The following is a 20,425-nucleotide window of genomic DNA, read 5'->3' as shown; positions in this document are numbered from 1 at the left end:
CGATGGCTACCACCGCAGCAGGCCGAAGTTCTTGACGTCCACCGACTCGTGATGGCGGAAGATCGAGATGATGATCGAAAGGCCGACCGCCGCCTCCGCGGCAGCCACCGCGATCACGAAGAAGACGAAGACCTGTCCGTCGATTCCCGCGTAGGGGGAGAGCGCAACGAAGGCCAGGTTCACCGCATTGAGCATCAGCTCGATGCACATGAACAGGATGATGGCATTGCGCCGCACCACCACTCCCGCCGCACCGATGGCGAAGAGGATGGCGCTCAGTCCAAGGGCGACGCTCAGAGGAGGCATCGTCGATCGTCTAGAATCGGCGCTTCGCGAGAGCAACCGCTCCCACGACCGCAACCAGCAGAAGGATGCCGGTGACCTGCAGCGGCACCATGAAATCCGTGAACATGGGGATACCGATCACCCCCACCACCCCGCGCTCCGCGACCTGCGCCGCCAGCGCGTCGGGACCGCCCGAGGCCCCGACCGGCTCGGCCGGCGTGGCGCTCATGCGGGCGAGCAGCGCGATCATCACCAGGCCGGTCCCCCCGGCGACCACCTTCCAGACCGTCCCCCGGAAGTCCGGCTCGAACTGGTTGCCCAGGTTGAGCAGCATGATGACGAACAGGAACAGCACCATGATCGCGCCCGCGTACACCAGGATCTGAATGATCCCGATGAAGTACGCCCCCAGCAGCGTGTAGATGGCCGCCAGCGCGAAGAACACCCCGATCAGCCAGAGCGCACTGGCCACCGGGTTGCGCCGCGACACCATCATCATCGCGCACAGGATGGCGACGGCGGCAAAGAAGTAGAAGAGCAGATTCGTTAGCATTGCTCCGAAGTAATTACGAATTACGAATTACGAATTACGAGTAACAAAAGGAAACGCCCGTGAAACCAGCACAAACCGAGAGTCCGCATGTAATTCGTAATTCGTAACTCGCAATTTTTTTCCGCCCTCTCCACATCATTCGCCCGCGGGGTCCGACGGGTCCCAGAGCAGCGTCGAGGGGTGCTTCTGGGCCATGAGGCGATCGAGATCGTAGACGAAGCGATCGCGGGTGTATTCCGCGTTCTCGTAATGCTGACCGACGTGGATCGCCTCGACGGGGCAGACCTCCTGGCACATGCCGCAGAAGATGCAGCGAAACTCGTCGATCTCGTAGACGATGGGGTAGCGGTTCCCCTGGTCGTCCTCGCCGGGGACGAGGCGGATGCAGTTCGCCGGGCAGATGGTCGGGCAGAGTCCGCACGCCACGCACTTGGGGCGTCCGTCCTCGTGCTTCTCCATCACGTGGGTTCCCCGCCACCGCGGGCTGAGCGCCCACTTCTCCTCCGGGTACTCCATCGTCTTGATGGTCGCTTCCCGCCCGTGGGAGACGGTGCTCACCAGGTGTCGGAAGGTGAGCGCCATTCCCTTCAGCGTCGCGCGGAGATACGACGTCTCCCGCTCCGCCGGCCGCTCCATGACCCGCACAGTGATTGCCATATCTATTAACCCTTCAGGGCGCTGCTTGAGGCTGGGCGCCGGCCGTCCGGAGGCGCTCCTCGCGATGGAATTCGGCCACCACCCGGGCGTGCTCCCGCTTGGCGCGGGAAGCGTAGGACCCGGCCAGGATCCGTCCGCGGTCCAGCACCAGCAGCACCGCGATCAGCATCGCCAGGTTCACGGCAGCGAGCACCAGCCCGTAGAGCAGGCCGTACTCGACCCCCGCGGCATCGAGCGCGAGGATGGTCCCCGCGGTCACCACCACCACCACCAGAGCCGCCGGCAGCATCAGCTTCCAACCGAGGTCCATCACCTGGTCGTAGCGGAAGCGCGGAACGGTCCAGCGCACGACCATGAAGACCACGATGAAGAAGGTGGTCTTCAGCCCGAACGCCAGCAGCGTCACCAGCGTCTTCCACACGGCGGGAGCCGCCCCACCCACGGTGCCGTCGCCAAGGCTGACCATGTTGTCCCCCCGCCAACCCGGGATGTCCCACCCGCCCAGGAAGAGGGTGGCCATGAGCATCGAGACGGTCAGCACGTGCGCGTACTCAGCGATGAAGAACATCGAGAACTTCATCGAGGAGTACTCGGTGTGATACCCGGTGATGAGCTCCGACTCGGCTTCGGGCAGGTCGAATGGGAGGCGATTCGTTTCCGCGAACGACGAGATCCAGAAGAACAGGAAGGAGACGGAGAGGGGCACCGCGTACCACAGCTTCATGCTCTGCTGGCCCCACACCACGCCGGGCAGCGTCACATTCCCGACCAGGAAGAAGATGCTCATCAGGCTCAAGCCCAGCGCAATCTCGTAGGAGATCATCTGGGCGCCTGCCCGCAGTCCACCAAGCAGCGCGTACTTGTTCGTGCTTGCCCATCCCGCCAGCACGATTCCGTACACGCCGAGGGATGAGAAGGCCAGCAGGAAGAGGATGCCGATGGGCACGTCCGCGATCACCATGTCCACCACCCCCCACGGCGTGGGCAGGGGCGCCGCCACCGGGATGACCGCGAAGGTCACCAGGGCGGGGATGATCGAGAGCATCGGGGCGAGGATGAAGAAGGCGCGATGCGCCTCCCGGGGCATCGTTTCCTCTTTCAGGATGTTCTTGAGCCCGTCAGCGAGCGGCTGGGCGATGCCACCCGGCCCCACCCGGTTGGGCCCCGGCCGATCCTGCATCCACGCGCTGATCTTTCGCTCCAGCAGCGTCAGCATCGCCACCGTCACCATCACGACGGTGAAGCCGATCAGCAGCTTCACCAGCGAGCTGACGACAAATGCGGTGTCGGAGAGCCTCCCCACCTGGTGGATCGACTCGGCGGCGAACGTCTCCATCAGACCTGGTTCGTGGGTCGTGAGTGCATCTCAGTCACCGGCCGGCCCGGCGATTGCTTCGGGGGAGGCCAGGGCGCGGCCCTGCGCGCCGAGTTCCGCGAACGTGAAAGCTCCGAACTCCGGACGCAGCTCGGCCAGGCTGGCGAACGCCTGGTCGGCGGTGGCCGGCGCTTCACCGCCGGTGATCCCCGCGAGCAGCACGCCGAGCACCTGCCACGCCGGCCGCGCCATCCCGGGCAGCTGCAGCGCAGGCCAGAAGCGCTGAACCCGCCGGTTGACGTTGGTGAAGCTGCCGTCCATCTCGGCGAAGGTGGTCGTCGGTAGCACGAAGTGCGCGTTGCGCGCCGCCGGGGACAGCACCGGTCCGACGTAGACGAAGAGTGAGGCGCGGGTGCCGAAATCCGCGGGCGCGTCGTCGAGCGGATCGCCGACAACGAGCAGCGTCCCGGTGTGGCTCGCCGGATCCTCGAGACCGCCCCTGCCCTGGTCGTCACCTACGCGGCTGAAGCCGAACAGCTCGGCGCCCACCACGTTCGCCGCGCGGTCCCGGCGCAGCGCAAGCTGGGGGAAGCCGGGGAGCACCACCTCTTCGCCGCGCGCGGACCGGTAGATCCCCGGCCCGCCACCCAGCGCGTCCAGCAGCTTGCGCGTGGCCCCCAGGTCTTCGTTCGAGATGAAGGGGGAGACGATGGCGCCCGCCGCGCCGGCGCCCTTGCCAAGCGCTTCCGCCAGGCGCACCAGCGCGTCCGACCAGGAGGTGGGAACGAGCCGATCACCCTCGCGCACCATCGGCGCCTCGATCCGGCCGCCCCGGTTGATCCACGAGTAGTTCAGCCGGCCATAGTCGCACATCCAGTGGCCGTTGACCTCCTCGTTGGGGCGCGGCTTCAGGCGCATCACCTCGTTATCCCGCACCTGCAGGGTAATGTTGCACCCCTGAGAACAGTTGGGGCAGATCGAGGGGGTACGGTCGAGATCCCAGGCCCGCGCCTTGTGCAGGAAGTCCTTCGAGACGAGGGCGCCCACCGGGCAGATGTCGATGGTGTTGTCCGCCCAGATGTTACCCTCCAGCCCCTCGTCGAAGAAGGTGTCGATGACGTTGCGGTCGCCGCGCTGCACGACGGCGAGACGCTCGTCCCGGGCGACCTCGCGCATGAAGCGAACGCAGCGTGTGCACATGATGCACCGGTCGCCGTAGTAGAGCACGTCGCCGCCGAAGTCGTCGATCCCGAGGATGCGCTTGGGCTCGTTGAGCCGGCCCATGTCGCGCCCCTCCTCGGAGACGTAGTCCTGCAGCTTGCACTCACCGGCCTGGTCGCAGATCGGGCAGTCGAGCGGGTGGTTGAGGAGATAGAACTCGAGGTTCCCCTCCCTCGCCTTCAGCGCCTTCTCACTCTGCGTGAGGATGACGTTCCCGTCCGCCACCGTGGTGACGCACGCCGGCATCAGCTTCGGCATCCCCTCGACCTCGACGAGGCACTGCCGGCACTGCGCCGGGGCGCTGAGCCCGGGGTGGTAACAGTAATGCGGGATGTCCACGCCCACGCGCGCGCAGGCGTCGATCATCCTCGTCCCCTTCGGCACCTCGATCGACAGGCCGTCGATGATGATGGTGACGATTTCGGGTGTTGTCTGCTGGTCAGCCACTAACAGCTCCGTAACGGGTCATCCGTTGGAAGGTTATCCGACATCCGCCCCTCACGCACTCTTCACCGCCGCGCTCGCCACCAGGTTTTCCCCTCGCCGGATCAGGCTTACGTACTCCTCGCGGAACTTCTGGATGGAGGAGACGATCGGCGCCGCACAGGCGTCGGAGAGCACACAGATCGTCTTCCCGGCCATGTTGTCGGAGATGTCCAGCAGAGTGTCCAGGTCGGCTTCGGTCCCCCACCCGTTCTCGATGCGGCGCAGGATCTTGGCAGCCCAGGCGGTACCCTCGCGGCACGGCGTACACTGGCCGCACGACTCGTGGGCGTAGAAGTCGACCATGCGCCGCACCTGCTTCACGATGTCGGTGGTCTCGTCCATCACGATCACCGACCCCGCGCCCAGCATGGTCCCGATCGCGGCGAAGGACTCGTAATCCATCCCCACATCGATCTCGTCCGCCTTCATGATCGGCACCGAGCTCCCACCGGGGATTACCGCCTTGAGCTCTCTCCCTCCGGGAACGCCGCCACACACGTCGTAGAGAAATTCCCTGAAGTTGAAGCCGAGCGGCACTTCGTAGTTCCCCGGGCGCTGAATGTGCCCGGATACGCAGAACAGCTTGGTGCCGGGCGACTTCTCAGTCCCCCACTGCCGATACCACTCGCCGCCATTCAGCACGATGTGCGGCACGGCGCAGAGCGTCTCGACATTGTTGATGGTGGAAGGCTTGCCGAAGGCCCCCGAGACCGCGGGGAACGGGGGCTTGAGGCGCGGCTCGCCTCGCCGTCCCTCCAACGAGTTCATCAGCCCGGTCTCCTCGCCGCAGATGTACGCCCCCGCGCCGAGGTGGAGGGTGATGTCCAGGGTGACGCCGCTCCCCATCACGTCCTCGCCGGCGTACCCGGCGGCGTAGGCCTCCTCGATGGCCCGGGCCAGGATCTGCGCGGTCTCGAAGAACTCACCGCGGATGTAGATGTACGCGTGGCTCGCGTTGATCGCGTAGGCGCCGATCAGGCACCCCTCGATCAGCTGGTGCGGCGTCCACCGCATCAGCTCCCGGTCCTTGAAGGTGCCCGGCTCGGACTCGTCCGCGTTGCAGAGCAGGTAGTGCTGCTTGCCGGAGTTCTGCGGCATGAACGACCACTTCACCCCGGTGGGGAAGCCCGCTCCGCCGCGCCCGCGTAGCCCGGAGGTCTTCACCTCGTTGACCACGTGCTGGCGACTCATGCCCAGCGCCTTCCGCAGCGCCCGGTACCCGCCCCGCTTCTCCCACCCCTTTAGCGTACGCGCCTCCGGATCTCCGAAATGCTCGGAGATCATGCGAACCTCGCTCGGGTGGGTGTACGGATACGCCATCTCGGCTCGCCTTCGAAAAAATCGGATTACGAATTACGAATTACGAATTACGAAACTCAGAAATCCGGCACCAACGGAGCGATTACGAATCACGAGGCCCGAACGCCGACCGCAGGGCGATACCGTTCCAACCCATAATTCGTAATTCGTCATTCGAAATTCGTAATTCCAGCTAAACTCACTTCAGCTTCTCGAGAATCGCCGGAACGTCCCCCGGCTTGACGTTCTCGTAGTAGCGATCGTTGATCTGCACGACCGTGGGGAAGCCGCAGGCGCCGAGACACTCGACCTCGATCACGGTGAAGCGGCCGTCGGCGGAGACCTCGCCGGCTTCGGTGCCGGTCGCCTCCAGGAAGGCCTCCATCACCTCCTCGCCCCCGCACAGGTTGCACGAGATGTTGGTGCAGACCTGGATCAAGTAGCGCCCCACGGGGCGCAGGTTGTACATCGTGTAAAAGGTCGCCACCCCCCGTACGTAGGCGGGCGGCAGTTCGAGCTTCCGGGCCACCTCGTCCATCGTCTCGGGCGAGATGTGGCCACGGATCTCGTGCGCCATGTGCAGCGTCGGCAGCAGGGCGGCCTGCCGATCCGGATACCGGGAGAGGATCTTCTCCAGCCGCTCCGCGTAGGGCCCTTCGAAGAGCGGCGCCTCGGGGTCGCGCTCGGCGAGCTGGTATGGGAGCGTGCCGGCCACGGCCGGATGGCCGCCGTCGAGCGGTCGCTTGCCCACGTAGTCGGTGCCGCGGATCTCCGCCTCGGTGAGGTCGAACTCGCCCGTCTCCCCCGCGAATCCCGGGTTCTTCGAACGGATCTGCCGCACCCTGGTCTGCTCGCTGCTCATCTATCCGGTGTTCCTCTCACGTCGTCCATTCCAGCGCATCGCCTAGCGGTCGATCTCCCCCAACACGATGTCGAGGCTCGCGTTCACGGCGATGACGTCGGACAGCAGCGACCCTTCGATCATGTGCGGCAGCGCCGCGATGTTCACGAAGGAAGGGCCGCGCACTCGCCAGCGCACCGGCTTCGAGCCACCGTCGGAGACCACGTACATCCCCAGCTCTCCCTTCGAGCTCTCCACCGAGAACCACGACTCTCCCACCGGCGCGCGCACGCCCTCCATCACCACTTTGAAGTGGTGGATCATCGACTCCATGTCGTTCATCGCCCGCGTCTTGGAGGGCAGGATCACGCGCGAGTCCTCCACGTTGATCGGTCCGCCCGGCAGGCGGTCGATGGCCTGCCGGAGGATCGACACGCTCTGCCGCATCTCCTCCATCCGGCAGAGATAGCGGTCGTAGATGTCGCCGTGCTTGCCGACCGGTACCTCGAAGTCGTAGGTCTCGTAGTCGTAGTACGGGTTGTCCTTGCGGACGTCGTAATCGATCCCGGAGGCGCGCAGGTTGGCGCCGGAGAGGCCGAAGTTGATCGCATCCTCCGCCGAGATCACACCCACATCCTGGGTTCGCCCGATCCAGATCGAGTTGTTGGTGAGCAGCGTATCGACCTCGTCCAGCGTCTCGGGGAAGGTCTCGACGAAGTGCTCCAGCTGCTCGATCCAGCCGTCCGGAAGATCGGCCATCATCCCGCCGATCCGGGTGGCGCTGGTAGTGATCCGGGCGCCGGTGTAGGCCTCGTGGAGGTTGTAGATCCGCTCCCGCTCCTGGAAGGTGTAGAGGAAGACGGTGAAGGCCCCCAGGTCGATGGCCGTCGTCCCCAGCCACAGCAGGTGGCTGAAGATCCGGTCCAGCTCCATCAGGATCACCCGGAGCACCTTGCACCGCTCGGTCACCTCGATGCCCATCAGCTTCTCCACCGCCATGGCGTAGGCGCAGTTGTAGATCAACGGCGCCAGGTAGTCCATGCGATCGGTGAGCGGGACGATCTGGTTCCAGGTGCGGTACTCGCCCAGCTTCTCGAAGGAGGAGTGCAGGTAGCCGATGTGCGGGGTGCACTTGATCACCGTCTCGCCGTCGAGCTCGAGCACCAGCCGAAGCACCCCGTGCGTGGCCGGATGCTGCGGACCGATGTTGATCAGCATGTGCTCGCCGCCGATTCCCTCCTCCTCGTGGATGGGAATCTCCCCCTCGACCGGAACGATGGGCGCGTTGACGAGCCCGCCTCCGGCCGCCAGGTCCGGGTTGCGGGTCACGTTGTAGATGACGGTGCGCGTCTTGGTCTTCATCTCAGTGCCCTCCCACCCCGGGCATGCCCACGTTCGGCTCTCCCGGCCCGCCGTCCTCGCCCATCACGTCCGGCAGCGGCTGGCCGAGACGCCGCGCGAGGTCGATCTCGTAGGGCGAGTAGTGGTCGGCGGTCTCCATCGAGAGTGCCCGCCGGGTTTGCTCTGCGCGCGTGAATCGGCCGCGAAGGGGGAAGTCCTTCCGCAGCGGATAGCCCTCGGCGTAGTTGTACGGCATCAGGATGCGGCGCAGGTCGGGGTGCCCGCGGAAGACGATGCCGAACATGTCGTACGTCTCGCGCTCGAGCCAGTCGGCCGCGCGCCAGAGGTAGTAGACGGAATCGATCTCCAACTGCGACAGCGGCAGCTCCACCTTGATCCGAAGCTGCCGCTTGCAGGGTATCGACCAGAGCTCGTAGACGAGCTGCAGCGGGCGACCTCCGCCGTAGTCGATCGCGGTGACGTCCTTCAGGAAGTCGAAGCGCTGCTCGGGGTCGTCGCGGAGCCACCCGAGAATCTCGAGGTTGCGTTCCGCGGGGATGTAGACGATGTGCTCATCCCCCGCCACGACCTCGTGTCGGAGCACGGCGTCTCCGAACTTCGCCCGCAAGGCATCGACGCTGGGATGGGGAGGCAGGTTCTCAGGGCCCTCCGGGCGCGGAATATCGGTCGCCTCCGCGCCGCCGGCCCCCGCGTCCAGCCCCTCCAGCCCCTTCCTGAACGAATCCTTGCTCATCTCATCTCTCAAGCGGGCCGTGGGGCGGCGCCTGCCGCCAGGCACGCGGCCGCTGGCTGAACGGTTCGGGAGCTGAGCGGCGCCGTCACGGTACCCGGTCGCCGGGCCGCGCCAGCGCGCCGCTGGAAACCAGGCCGCTCGGACGGTTCTGATTGGTCGAGTTGCCGAAGGGCCGCGTCACCAGGTCGACCGTCTCCGGCGGGAGGGCGGGCAGCCCCTCCAGGAGGTCCTCATCCACCACCCAGTTCCGCGTCGGGCTGGAGCGGCGGATCTTCTCCTGGAGCATCAGGATCCCGTACATCAAGCCTTCCGGGCGCGGGGGACAACCGGGCACGTAGACGTCCACCGGGATGATCGTGTCGATCCCCTGGACCATGCTGTAGACGTCGAAAACGCCGCCCGACGAGGCACAAGCCCCCATCGAGATCGCCCACTTCGGCTGCGGCATCTGCTCCCAGATACGCCGCAGCACCGGCGCCATCTTGTACGAAACTCGCCCCGCGCAGATCAACATGTCCGCTTGCCGGGGCGAGAAGCTCATCCGTTCCATGCCGAACCGCGCCAGGTCGTACCGCGACGCTGCGGTTGCCATCATCTCGATGGCGCAACACGCAGTGCCGAACGGCATCGGCCAGAGCGAGTTCTCTCGCGCCCAGTTGATGAGCGCGTCGAGGCGCGTGGTCAGAAATCCCGGCTGCCCGGAGAAGATGCCCCCGCGAGGCTCCACCGTCCGGACCGGAACACCGCCGCTCTCCTTGACCTCGGCGGCCATGGCGTCACGCTCTCTATTCTGCTCGTGCTCTCCCGGGTTCAGTCCCATTCGAGCGCTCCCTTCTTCCATTCGTAAATCAGGCCGACGGTGAGGATGAAGATGAACATCCCGGCCGTCACGAAGCCGGCCAGGCCCACCTCACGCATCACCACCGCCCAGGGCACCAGGAAGACCGTCTCGACGTCAAAGACGATGAACAGCAGCGCCACGACGTAGAAGGCGACGCTGAACCTCGCCCGCGTGTCGCCGATCGGGTCAATGCCCGACTCGTAGGGAGAGGACTTGACCGCCGTCCGCTTCGTCGGGCTGATCAGGTGCGACGCTACCACCATCCCCACGGCATTCACCACCGAGATGCCGAGCAGGATCAGGAGTGGCAGATACGACTGAAGCATGGCGCGAGCTGGCCTCTCCCCGAGTTTGTGAAATCATTCACTTGCGAGTCCGCCCAAGATATGACGGGCGGTGCGGCGGGTCAAGCCGCCGCCCGGGCTTTGGACCGAGCCCTCAGGGGGCTTCAAGCTCCGTTCCAGGGGGGATCTATGGAGGCCAAGAGCAACCGCCGGGAGGCGTGTCAGAGCGTCGGCGGACCCGCTGTGGGAGAAGCGGCGGAGCTGGGTTGGAAAGATCAGTGACCGCCGAAGGGAACGATCAGCCACAGAAGGGCAGCAATCAGGACCAGCGCACTGATCACGGTGGCGCCGTATTGCGCTCCGGTGCGGGCCGGGCCCGGATTCTCCGGCGGGTGCTCGTGCACCGGCTCGGTTCCGTCAACGGCGGGCGTCCGATCCTCCTGATCTTCCACGATCCCTCCTGCGGCGGATAGGCCTGCTGACGCCAGAAGTCTGCGCGCAACCACCGTGCCGGCGCGCTCCGCAACTACCTTGACCCGATAACGACTTTTGCATAGCTTGGCTCGGAGGTTTCACCTTATCTAAAATTTTCTTTCATGCGCCTCGCATCCGGTCTTCTCTCCCTGGTCCTCCTGCTCGCGTGTTCATCGACCGAGGCGAACGACTCCGGTGCGCTGCCGGCTGTAGCCACCACCGGGATGATCGCGGACATCGTGAAGAACGTGGGTGGAGAGCACGTGTCGGTGGTGGCGCTGATGGGTCCCGGCGTGGACCCGCACCTCTACAAGGCCCGGGAGGGAGATGTGCGCCGGCTCTGGCGCTCGCGGATCATCTTCTACAACGGGCTGCACCTGGAGGCGCGCATGGCCGAGGTGCTTGCCCACATGGACGAGCGCACGCCGACCGTGGCGGTCGCACAGGCGGTCGATTCCACTCAACTGCTGGCTCCGCCGGGTTTCTCCGGCGCGTACGACCCGCACATCTGGTTCGACGTGCGATTCTGGATGGACGCGACCGAAGCCGTTCGCGACGGGCTCACGGCGGTCGACCCGGCGCACGCGGAAGACTACGCGCGCAACGCCGACGCCTACGTCGAACGGCTCGAGGAGCTGCACGCCTACGTGCTCCGGCGGGCGGCCGAGGTGCCGCCGGAACGCCGGGTGCTGGTGACCGCCCACGACGCCTTCAACTACTTCGGCCGCGCCTACGGCTTCGAGGTGCGCGGCCTGCAGGGGATCAGCACCGCGAGCGAAGCTGGAACCGCGGACGTGCAGGCGCTGGCGGATCTCATCGTGCAACGCCGAATTCCCGCCATCTTCGTGGAATCCTCGATTCCGCAGCGGACGATCGAAGCGGTTCGAGCGGCGGTGCAGGCGCGGGGATTCGAGGTGCGGATCGGGGGGCAGCTCTACTCGGACGCGATGGGATCTCCGGGCACCCCGGAAGGGACGTACATCGGCATGGTTCGCCACAACATCGATACGATCGTGGATGCCCTGCTCAGGGATCCCGAGGAGACGACATGAGCTCGAACAAGCTGGCCATCGAAGTCAACGACCTGACCGTCGCCTACCGCGAGCAGCCAGCGCTGTGGGACGTGGACGTGGAGGTACCCGCCGGAGTCCTGATGGCGATCGTGGGCCCCAACGGGGCGGGTAAATCGACGCTGCTCAAATCGATTCTGGGGCTGATCCGTCCGGCCGCCGGACAGATTCTCATCCATGGTAAGCCGTACTCGGAGCAGCGTCGCCTGACGGCCTATGTACCGCAGCGCGGCACCGTGGACTGGGATTTCCCCACCACTGTCCTCGACGTGGTGATGATGGGTCGCTACGGCTCGCTGGGCTGGTTCCGCCGCCCGGGCCGGAAGGAGCGGACGCTCGCCATGGCCGCGCTGGAACAGGTCGGGATGCAGGAGTTCGCCGACCGGCAGATCAGCCAGCTCTCCGGGGGCCAGCAGCAGCGGGTCTTCCTCGCCCGGGCACTGGTTCAGGAGGCCGAAGTCTATTTCATGGACGAACCCTTCCAGGGTGTGGACGCCAAGACCGAGCGTGCCATCGTGGACGTGCTGAAGGAGCTGCGTGCGCAGGGGCGAACGGTCGTGGCCGTTCACCACGACCTGGAGACCGTCCCCGAGTACTTCGAATGGGTGCTCCTGCTCAACGTCCGCCGCATCGCCTGCGGACCCGTCGAGGAGGTCTTCACGGAGGACAACCTGCGTCGCACCTACGGCGGCCGCGTTCCGCTGCTACGCGGCGGCGACGAGGGACTCCCCCTGCTCCACGCCGGCCACGCCGACGGCGACTCGCGCCGCGCCGAAGCCCGCCATCTCGCCTGATCCACTGATGGACCTCGCCGGCCTGTTCGGAGACTACACCCTCCGGGTGGTGGCGCTCGGCTCCGCCATCCTCGGAGCCGCGAGCGGAGCGCTGGGCTCGCTGGCGGTGCTCCGCAAGCAGAGCCTGCTCGGCGACGCCATCTCCCACGCCGCTCTCCCGGGGATCGTCCTTGCCTTCCTCCTCACCGGAAGTAAGGCGACGCTGGTGCTCGTCCTGGGCGCCGCGGTCGCGGGGTGGCTCGGCACGCTCGCGGTGATCGCCATCGTCAGGAACACGCGGGTAAAGGAAGACAGCGGTCTCGGGATCGTCCTCTCTGTCTTCTTCGGCCTCGGCCTCGTCCTGCTCACGTACGTGCAGACGCTGCCGGACGCGAGCCAGGCCGGACTGGATCGGTTCCTGTTCGGTCAGGCAGCCACGATGCTGATGCAGGACGTCACCGTGATCGCCGCCCTCGGCAGCGTTGCCGTGGTGCTGATGCTGCTCGGGTGGAAAGAGATCAAGCTGCTCGCCTTCGACCGGACGTTCGGAGCGAGCATGGGGATCAACATGGGGCGGGTGGACGTGCTGCTCACCTCCATCATCGTGCTGGCAATCGTCATCGGCCTGCAGACGGTGGGGGTGGTGCTGATGAGTGCGATGGTGGTGGCGCCGGGGGCGGCGGCCCGGCAGTGGACGGACCGTATGGAACGGATGGTCGCGATCGCGGCGTTCTTCGGCGCAGTGGCAGGACTCTCAGGCGCGGTTCTGAGCAGCACCGTGCAGCGTCTTCCGACCGGCCCGACCATCGTTCTGTGCCTGAGCGCGATCGTGCTGGTATCGCTGCTCTTCGCCCCGAATCGGGGAATCGTCTGGAACCTCGTGCGCACCCACAAGCAGCGTCGGCAGCTGCGCGCCGATGCGGTGCTCGCCGACCTCTACTCCCTCGCCGGGCAGCACCTCGACACCTCCCACGGCCACTCCATCGGCGCCCTGGAAGCGATGCGCATGGGTCAAGGGAGCGCGCGCCGAAGCCTGTCCGCCCTGCGCGAGCGCGGCTGGGCGCGCGAGACCAGGCCCGGCGAGTGGACCCTCACCCCGTCCGGTATGGAGGAGGCGCGGAGGCGTTTCGATGCCGGGGCGTCGCCCGACGAGCACGAAGCGCAGGAGAAGCGATGATCCAGCCCGAGCTCGAAATCCTCGCGATCGCTATCGTCGTCGCGGTGGCCTGCGCGCTACCAGGGGTCTTCCTGGTGCTCCGCAGCATGGCCTTGATGAGCGACGCGATCAGCCACTCGATCCTGCTCGGGATCGTGCTCGGCTTCCTCTTCGTCGGTGACATCGGCTCCCCACTGCTCATCCTCGCTGCGGCTGCGACGGGGGTGGTGACGGTCGTCCTGGTCGAGTTGCTCAACCAGACACGTCTGGTGAAGGAGGACGCCGCGATCGGCCTCGTCTTCCCCGTGCTCTTCAGCATCGGCGTGATCCTCATCGCCCGGTTTGCCGGCAACGTTCACCTCGATACGGACGCGGTGCTGCTGGGTGAGCTGGTCTTTGCACCCTTCGAGCGCTTCGAGCTCGCGGGTGCCGACCTGGGACCGCGGGTGCTGTGGGTGATGCTGGTAATCCTGGCGCTGAATGCGGCTTTTCTGGGCATCTTCTTCAAGGAGCTGAAGCTCACCACCTTCGACGCAGGGTTGGCGGCCGCGCTGGGCTTCTCGCCCGCCCTCGTCCACTACCTCTTCATGTCGCTGGTCTCGATTACGGCAGTGGGGGCCTTCGACGCGGTGGGGTCGATCCTGGTGGTCGCGATGATGATCGGCCCGCCGGCGACGGCGTACCTCCTCACCGATCGGCTTTCCACGATGATCGCTCTCAGTGCGGTCGTCGGGGTAGTGGGCGCCGCCGCAGGCTATCTCCTCTCCTCCACGCTCGACGCCTCGATCGCGGGGTCCATGGCCGTCGCAATCGGGCTCTGCTTCGCGGGCGCTTTCGCCTTTGCGCCCGAACGTGGGATGGTGGCGGTACGTCGCCGGCGGGAGCGGCAGCGGTGGGAGTTCGCCGAGACCATGCTGGCAATTCACCTATTCAACCATGAGTCGCTGCCCGAACACCAGGAGGAGAGCCGCGTACAGCATCTCCACGAACACCTTCGCTGGGAAGAGAGCTTCGCCCAGCGAGTCGTGGACCGCGCGCTGGACCACGGGGTGGTGGTGCGGGCGAACCACGATCGCCTCGAGCTCACCTCCGCGGGTAGGCACACCGCACGGCGGGCGATCAGCTCGCTCTGATCACTGGTCGTCAGCGGTGTCTCGCTGGATCGGAACGCCGAGGAGGCGCGGAGGCTCCCGCCGTTCGATGGCCGGCGGCTGCGGCCTCCGAGCGGGTAGCTCCGGCTCGGCCCGGGGAGCCGAATCGGGAATGGGAGTCGGCGGTCGAGCCGGTTCGACTTGCCGCGCCGCGGGTGGCTGAGTTTGGCGGCCTGCGTCCGCGGCGCCCCGTGTCGGGACCGCTGCGCCGGTTGCTGCGCTGACAGCACCGGTCGGCCGAGCGACGCTGTCCTGCGTGGCAGCCAGACCCGCGGTGTCTACCGCCGGCGGCGGAAGAGCTCCCCGAATGCGCACGAAGGGGGTGATGGGTGTGCGGCTGCGAACGAAGGCGGGACGCGCCCCCGGCCGCCAGCTCTCGGGGTCCACCAGCGTCGTCGACTCGACCCAGAGGGTGTCTCCCAGCACCCCACCCACCAGATAACGGCCGTCTCCTTCCTGGAGAAAGGCCACCAGCGCCACCACGCTGTCACGCCGCACCTCACCGTACAACGGGGCGCTCCCTCCTCCTTCGATGAGGTAATACCCGCCCAGGGAATCGCGCTGTTGCGTCTCCAGCGCGAGCACGCCGAGGGCGGGGAGATCGGCCTCCAGACCCAGCGAGTCTCCCTCCGCCAGCTCCCAGCCCGCGAAGCGCCACGGGCCTTCCATCAGCGGCAGACCCAGCCGATCCTCGATCGAGGATTCGGTGAGCGGCGGAAGCTCCTGGATGCGCACGTTGTCCGCCGGATCGCAGGCCAGGGAGAGACTCCCCAGCAGGAGCGGTAGCTTTCGGAATCTCACGGTCGATCGGGTGCGGGTACGAGGGCAAAAACTCGCACGAAATGCGCCTTCGGACCAGAGCCACGCAAACCCGTCTTCGGTTGACAGCGGCTGTGATCAGTCCTACAATTTGCTAGGTAAGTACCGCTCCTGGCCGTATTTGCCACATGCGGCCGGGCGGCCGCCCGCGCGGCGGGCGATCGACGATCGCTCGCGTCCGAATAGGGGCAGGGATTCACATGGCTTCCATTTCCGTCGACGATCAGGCTTCCGAACGCATCCTTCGCGAAGCGCTCGAAGCCAACGGTCAGCGACTCACCGAGCAGCGAGCCGCGATCTATCGCTTTCTTCGCGGCAACACGGAGCATCCCACGGCCGACGAGGTGTTCACCGCGGTGCGCGCGGAGATCGCCGACATCTCGTTGGCAACCGTGTACAAGGCGCTGGAGACGCTGGTGAGCTGCGGCCTGGCCACCAAGCTGGCCTATGCTGACGGATCGGCCCGCTATGATCCGCGCACGGACGATCACTTCCACGCCCGCTGCCTCCGCTGCGGCATGGTACGGGACGTCCAGGGAAGTGCGGTGCATGGCACCCTCCCCTCCATCGAGCCCACCGACGGCTTCCGCGTGGAGGGCTACCGGCTGGAAGTGGTCGGCTACTGCGCGGCCTGCGCCAGTTGAGCGCCGAGGCTCCGACGACACTCCCCTCCCCTTCTCCCTTCCGGGGACGCTTTCTTCTCGATCCGAACGAGCGAGCGAAGTACGCCGAGGCGTCGGGCATTCTTTCAGTCGTGCCCAGCGCCGTCGCCGTGCCCAACGACCGTGTTGACGTCCAGAATCTCGTTCGCTGGGCGGATCGCACCGGTACGCCGCTCGTGCCACGCTCGGCGGCCACGGGCATGCCGGGCGGCAACGTCGGCGGCGGGGTAGCGGTCGATCTCCTGACTTCGTTTTCCCACATCGAGCCGCCGGACCCCACTACCCGAACGCTCGAGGTGGAGGTCGGCGCGACCCTCGCGGCGGTGAATGCTCGCTGCGAGCCACACGGTCTCCACTTTCCGGTCGACCCCTCCAGCGGCGCGCGCTGCACCTTCGGTGGCATGCTCGCCAACAATTCGGCTGGACCACATTCGGTGCGCTACGGCGCCACGCGCCGCTGGGTGCGCGAGCTCGAAGTTGTCCTGGCCGATGGAAGCCTGGTACACGCGGCTCGCGGAACCCGACCCTCCGATCCTCGGCTGGCAGAAATCGCCATACGAGTGGACGCCCTCCTTCGGCCCGAGGCGGAGCGGATCGAGGCGGAGTGGCCCCGTGTGCGCAAGAACGCCTCGGGATACGCGCTGCGCGAGTACCTCCGGAGCGGCGATCTCGTCGACCTGCTGATCGGAAGCGAGGGCACCCTCTGCCTCATCCTCTCCGCCGTGCTGGAGCTGGCCCCCATTCCGACTCGCAGAGCGCTGGTCATTCTCGAATTCACCGATCTGGAACTCGCCGGAGCCGCGGTGGAGTCGATCCTGGCGGAGGAGCCTGCCACCTGCGAGATGCTCGACCGCACGTTCCTGGAACTGGTCCGAAACGCAGGGCGGGACGACGCCTATCCGCTCCGCGAGGGTCTGGAGGCGATCCTGCTGGTGGAGCTGGAGGGGAACGACGACGAGGAGATTCGCGAGAGAGGGCGACGGCTGGGCGAGCTGGCCGATCGGCTCGGCGCGCGTCACACGATTGCGCTCTCGGAGAGCGAGCAGGCCGGTGCCCACGCGCTGCGCCGCGCTGCCAGCCCCATCATCGCGGAGCAGGCGGGCGGGCGGGTCTCGATGCAGTTCATCGAGGATTGCGTGGTTCCGGTCGACCGGCTCGCCATCTACGTGCACGGCCTGCGCGCGATCCTCGCGCGCCATCACCTCCCCGCCGTGATCTTCGGCCACGCCGGCGACGGCAACCTGCACGTCAACCCGCTGGTCGATGTCCGGGCCGACAATTGGCGAGAGGAGATCGAAGTGGTCCTGTACGAGGTGGCCGACCTCGTCGCGACACTCGGCGGCACCCTGTCAGGCGAGCATGGCGACGGGCGCTTGCGCGCCCCTCTGCTGGAGACGATCTGGGGACGCCGCATGGTGGAGCGTTTCCGCGGCATCAAGGATATCTTCGACCCCAAGGGCATCTTCAACCCGGGCGTGATCCTACCCCTGCCGGGCCAGCGCCCCTTCGACGCGCTGCGCCCTTTCACCTGAGCTCACCTGCCCCTTCCACACCTCACAAGCTCTGTCCGGGTGCACTTGCGTTAGCAGCCGATTTCTTATACTTTGTTCAGCGGTCGTACATTTCCGCTTAATTTTCTTAAGTCTGCTACTTTCCATGGCACAGATCGATAAGGTCGACCTCCAGATTCTGGAGTTGCTCCAGGAGAACGGCCGGATCTCGCAACACGATCTGGCGAAGGCGGTCGGCCTGTCGGCACCGGCGATCGGAGAGCGGCTGAGGAAGTTGGAGGAGAGGGAGATCATCCGTCAGTTCACGGCGGTGCTCGACCCTCGTCGCCTGGGCCTGGACATCCTCGCGTTCATCTTCGTGGGCATCAACGGATCCAGATACTTCACGGACTTCCGCAATCGTGTGGGAGAGCTGGACGAAGTCCTGGAGTGCCACTCCGTGACGGGCCAGGGTTCACACCTGCTCAAGATCCGCGTGGCCAATACCGAGGCGCTGGAAAAGCTCCTGGCCGACATCCAGTCGTGGCCCGGAGTTCAGTGGACGACCACGAGCATCGTGCTGTCCACTTTGAAGGAGACGGCGAGCCTGCCGCTGCCGGCCTCCGCGGATGGTGGTGGACACGACGAGGCGGAGCACCGCCTCGGCCCCGCCGACCTGCTGCACGTACCGTTTCGACACAACCCCTAGCCTGAGATCCGGACAATGGCGAAAACCACCACTCGCTTCGATACGCTGGCTGCGGCAACTCGCTGGGATGCGACTCGATTGAATGGAAAGGGGGAAGGCGAGGCGAAGCCGATCCTGGACATTCAGCAGATTTTCGGCGAGAACACCTTCGGGCTCGCGGAGATGCGCGCCCGTCTTCCCAAGACCATCTACAAGGCCCTCATCGCGACCATTGAGCGGGGCTCCGAGTTGGACCCGAGCGTGGCCGACGCGGTGGCGCTCGCCATGAAGGAGTGGGCGCTGGAGAAGGGTGCCACCCACTTCACTCACTGGTTCCAGCCGCTGACCGGCTACACCGCGGAGAAGCACGACTCCTTCATCACCCCGAACGTGGGTGGCGGCGCGATCGCCGAGTTCTCCGGCAAGGACCTGATCCAGGGCGAGCCGGACGCCTCGAGCTTCCCGTCCGGAGGTCTGCGGGCCACCTTCGAGGCGCGCGGCTACACCGCATGGGATCCCACGTCGCCGGCGTTCATCGTTGAGCGCCCGTCCGGGAGCTTCCTTTCGATCCCGACGGCGTTCGCCTCGTGGACCGGAGACGCCCTCGACCTCAAGACCCCGTTGCTGCGCTCGATGCACGCTCTGGACGTGCAGGCGCGGCGCGCGCTGAAGCTCTGCTCGCTCCCCGCGAGCAGAGTGCTGGCTACGCTGGGCCCGGAGCAGGAGTTCTTCCTGATCGACGAGGAGTTCTACTACCGCCGCCCCGACCTCTTCACCACGGGGCGAACGCTCTTCGGCGCGAAGCCACCGCGGGGTCAGGAGCTCGAGGATCACTATTTCGGTTCGATCCCCGAGCGGGTGCTCGCATTCATGATGGACGTGGAGCGCGAGCTGTATCGCCTCGGCGTGCCGGTCAAAACGCGGCACAACGAGGTTGCTCCGGGCCAGTACGAGATGGCTCCCATCTACGAGAACGCCAACATCGCGGCCGATCACCAGCAGCTGATGATGCTGGAGCTGCGCAATGCCGCCCGGAAATACGGGATGGTCGCGCTGCTGCACGAGAAGCCGTTCGCCGGCGTGAACGGTAGCGGCAAGCACGTCAACTGGTCGCTCGGCACCGAGTCGATGAACCTGCTGGAGCCGGGTGACACGCCGCACGAGAACATGCAGTTCCTCCTGTTCTGCACGGCGGTCATCTGCGCCGTGGACAAGCACCAGGGGCTGCTCCGGGCGAGCGTGGCGCACGCCGGCAATGACCATCGACTGGGCGCGAACGAGGCGCCACCGGCGATCATCTCCATCTTCCTGGGAGACCAGCTCACCTCGATCTTCGAGCAGCTCGAGCAGAACGGTAGCGCCTCAGCCGGGCCGGACGCGGGGCTGCTGGGCCTCGGCACGCCGGTGCTGCCGCAGCTTCCGCGGCATTCCGGCGACCGCAACCGGACCTCGCCGTTCGCCTTCACAGGCAACAAGTTCGAGTTCCGTGCGGTGGGTTCCTCGCAGTCGATCTCCTTCCCCGCGACCGTGCTCAACACGATCATGGCGGAGGCGCTCGACGAGCTCTGCACCGAGCTGGAGCGGGACCTGGAGGCGGGAGTGGAGTTCGAGGACGCGCTGCGCAAGCTGATCTCCCGGGAGATCAAGGAGCACAAGCGCATCATCTTCAACGGGGACAACTACAGCCAGGAGTGGCAGGAAGAGGCCGCTCGCCGCGGATTGCTCAACCTGCGCAACACCCTCGACGCGCTCGAGTACCTCGAGGACGAGCGCAACGTCGAGGTCTTCGAGAAGTATGGTGTCCTCTCCCGTCGCGAGCTGGAGTCGCGGCACGAGATCGCCCTCGATCAGTACTTCAAGACGATCAACATCGAGGGTGAGACCACGGCGCACATCGCCCAGACGATGATCCTGCCGGCGGCGATCCGCTACCTGAACGAGCTGCTGGCGGTGTCGGAGCGCGGCAAGGAGCAGGGTATCGACGTCCTCGGCACCCGCGCGACGATCGAGAAGGTGAACGGGCTGGTGAACGAGCTCACCGAGGCGCTGCAGACGCTCATCAGCCGCAACGCCGAGCTCGGCGGTGACGATGTCGCTTCCAAGGCGTACCACATGCGGGACAAGATCATCCCCGCGATGCAGGCGGTTCGAGAGGTCGCGGACCGGCTGGAGAAGGTCGTGCCGGACGACTTCTGGCCCCTGCCGACCTACCGCGACATGCTGTTCGTGAAGTAGGCTGCCGGCGGTTCGGCGGCCACGCCGAAG

The 20,425-nt window shown here is 66.2% G+C and carries 21 protein-coding genes; 8 read left to right on the top strand and 13 right to left on the bottom strand.

Annotated features, from left to right (window positions below; genetic code table 11):
* Positions 1-6: 6 nt before the first annotated feature.
* The 12 genes from nuoK to VF167_12455 all read right to left on the bottom strand — a co-directional run bounded on the left by nuoK (position 7) and on the right by VF167_12455 (position 10,329).
* Positions 7-306 carry an NADH-quinone oxidoreductase subunit NuoK gene (gene nuoK, locus VF167_12510; GenBank protein HEX6926234.1) on the bottom strand — a complete coding sequence of 100 codons (300 nt, stop codon included), beginning with the start codon at positions 304-306 and terminating at the stop codon, positions 7-9.
* A gap of 10 nt (positions 307-316) precedes the next feature.
* Positions 317-838: an NADH-quinone oxidoreductase subunit J gene (locus tag VF167_12505; protein HEX6926233.1), complete on the bottom strand. Its 522-nt coding sequence runs from the start codon at positions 836-838 to the stop codon at positions 317-319.
* Between the two features lie 135 nt (positions 839-973).
* Positions 974-1,495 (bottom strand): NADH-quinone oxidoreductase subunit I, encoded by a 522-nt coding sequence (locus tag VF167_12500; protein ID HEX6926232.1) that lies wholly within the window; start codon positions 1,493-1,495, stop codon positions 974-976.
* Between the two features lie 13 nt (positions 1,496-1,508).
* Complete coding sequence (gene nuoH / locus VF167_12495; GenBank protein ID HEX6926231.1) at positions 1,509-2,831, bottom strand: NADH-quinone oxidoreductase subunit NuoH; 1,323 nt, start codon at positions 2,829-2,831, stop codon at positions 1,509-1,511.
* A 30-nt stretch (positions 2,832-2,861) separates the two neighbouring features.
* Positions 2,862-4,478, bottom strand: coding sequence for a molybdopterin-dependent oxidoreductase (locus VF167_12490; GenBank protein HEX6926230.1), 1,617 nt, complete (start codon positions 4,476-4,478; stop codon positions 2,862-2,864).
* Positions 4,479-4,529: 51 nt separating this feature from the next.
* Positions 4,530-5,801 (bottom strand): NADH-quinone oxidoreductase subunit NuoF, encoded by a 1,272-nt coding sequence (nuoF, locus tag VF167_12485; GenBank protein ID HEX6926229.1) that lies wholly within the window; start codon positions 5,799-5,801, stop codon positions 4,530-4,532.
* Between the two features lie 214 nt (positions 5,802-6,015).
* Positions 6,016-6,678: an NAD(P)H-dependent oxidoreductase subunit E gene (locus VF167_12480; protein ID HEX6926228.1), complete on the bottom strand. Its 663-nt coding sequence runs from the start codon at positions 6,676-6,678 to the stop codon at positions 6,016-6,018.
* Positions 6,679-6,720: 42 nt separating this feature from the next.
* Positions 6,721-8,019, bottom strand: a complete 1,299-nt coding sequence (nuoD, locus tag VF167_12475) for an NADH dehydrogenase (quinone) subunit D (GenBank protein ID HEX6926227.1) — start codon at positions 8,017-8,019, stop codon at positions 6,721-6,723.
* 1 nt (position 8,020) lies between these two features.
* The gene (locus VF167_12470; GenBank protein ID HEX6926226.1) at positions 8,021-8,752 is read right to left on the bottom strand and encodes an NADH-quinone oxidoreductase subunit C; all 732 of its coding nucleotides are present in this window, start codon (positions 8,750-8,752) and stop codon (positions 8,021-8,023) included.
* An 85-nt stretch (positions 8,753-8,837) separates the two neighbouring features.
* A complete protein-coding gene (gene nuoB, locus VF167_12465) occupies positions 8,838-9,572 on the bottom strand; it encodes an NADH-quinone oxidoreductase subunit NuoB (GenBank protein HEX6926225.1) in 735 nt (244 codons plus the stop codon).
* Complete coding sequence (ndhC, locus tag VF167_12460; protein ID HEX6926224.1) at positions 9,563-9,919, bottom strand: NADH-quinone oxidoreductase subunit A; 357 nt, start codon at positions 9,917-9,919, stop codon at positions 9,563-9,565. Before ndhC ends, nuoB begins: the two co-directional genes overlap by 10 nt.
* A 233-nt stretch (positions 9,920-10,152) precedes the next feature.
* Positions 10,153-10,329 (bottom strand): hypothetical protein, encoded by a 177-nt coding sequence (locus VF167_12455; GenBank protein HEX6926223.1) that lies wholly within the window; start codon positions 10,327-10,329, stop codon positions 10,153-10,155.
* A 144-nt stretch (positions 10,330-10,473) separates the two neighbouring features.
* On the opposite strand from VF167_12455, the gene VF167_12450 reads away from it, so the two are divergent.
* Genes VF167_12450 through VF167_12435 form a run of 4 tightly spaced genes read left to right on the top strand, consistent with a single transcriptional unit; the run spans position 10,474 to position 14,483 of the window.
* Positions 10,474-11,403: a zinc ABC transporter substrate-binding protein gene (locus VF167_12450; protein HEX6926222.1), complete on the top strand. Its 930-nt coding sequence runs from the start codon at positions 10,474-10,476 to the stop codon at positions 11,401-11,403.
* Positions 11,400-12,215 (top strand): metal ABC transporter ATP-binding protein, encoded by an 816-nt coding sequence (locus tag VF167_12445; GenBank protein HEX6926221.1) that lies wholly within the window; start codon positions 11,400-11,402, stop codon positions 12,213-12,215. Before VF167_12450 ends, VF167_12445 begins: the two co-directional genes overlap by 4 nt.
* A 7-nt stretch (positions 12,216-12,222) precedes the next feature.
* The gene (locus VF167_12440) at positions 12,223-13,371 is read left to right on the top strand and encodes a metal ABC transporter permease (protein HEX6926220.1); all 1,149 of its coding nucleotides are present in this window, start codon (positions 12,223-12,225) and stop codon (positions 13,369-13,371) included.
* Positions 13,368-14,483 carry a metal ABC transporter permease gene (locus VF167_12435; GenBank protein ID HEX6926219.1) on the top strand — a complete coding sequence of 372 codons (1,116 nt, stop codon included), beginning with the start codon at positions 13,368-13,370 and terminating at the stop codon, positions 14,481-14,483. Before VF167_12440 ends, VF167_12435 begins: the two co-directional genes overlap by 4 nt.
* Here the strand turns inward: VF167_12435 and VF167_12430 are convergent, their stop codons facing one another.
* Positions 14,484-15,302 carry a hypothetical protein gene (locus tag VF167_12430; GenBank protein ID HEX6926218.1) on the bottom strand — a complete coding sequence of 273 codons (819 nt, stop codon included), beginning with the start codon at positions 15,300-15,302 and terminating at the stop codon, positions 14,484-14,486.
* A 218-nt stretch (positions 15,303-15,520) separates the two neighbouring features.
* Between VF167_12430 and VF167_12425 the strand changes: the two genes are divergently transcribed.
* The 4 genes from VF167_12425 to VF167_12410 all read left to right on the top strand — a co-directional run bounded on the left by VF167_12425 (position 15,521) and on the right by VF167_12410 (position 20,395).
* Entirely contained in the window at positions 15,521-15,964 is a 444-nt protein-coding gene (locus tag VF167_12425) for a transcriptional repressor (GenBank protein HEX6926217.1), read from the top strand.
* Positions 15,961-17,514 (top strand): FAD-binding oxidoreductase, encoded by a 1,554-nt coding sequence (locus tag VF167_12420; protein ID HEX6926216.1) that lies wholly within the window; start codon positions 15,961-15,963, stop codon positions 17,512-17,514. The genes VF167_12425 and VF167_12420 overlap by 4 nt, the downstream gene beginning before the upstream one ends.
* Positions 17,515-17,638: 124 nt before the next feature.
* Complete coding sequence (locus VF167_12415) at positions 17,639-18,181, top strand: Lrp/AsnC family transcriptional regulator (protein ID HEX6926215.1); 543 nt, start codon at positions 17,639-17,641, stop codon at positions 18,179-18,181.
* Between the two features lie 15 nt (positions 18,182-18,196).
* Positions 18,197-20,395, top strand: coding sequence for a glutamine synthetase III (locus VF167_12410; protein HEX6926214.1), 2,199 nt, complete (start codon positions 18,197-18,199; stop codon positions 20,393-20,395).
* Positions 20,396-20,425 lie beyond the last annotated feature (30 nt).

This window comes from Longimicrobiaceae bacterium (assembly GCA_036375715.1).
Classification (GTDB): Bacteria; Gemmatimonadota; Gemmatimonadetes; order Longimicrobiales; family Longimicrobiaceae; genus DASVBS01.
The sequence above is the reverse complement of the archived record's forward strand: the minus strand, read 5'-3'. Positions and strand labels throughout refer to the sequence as shown.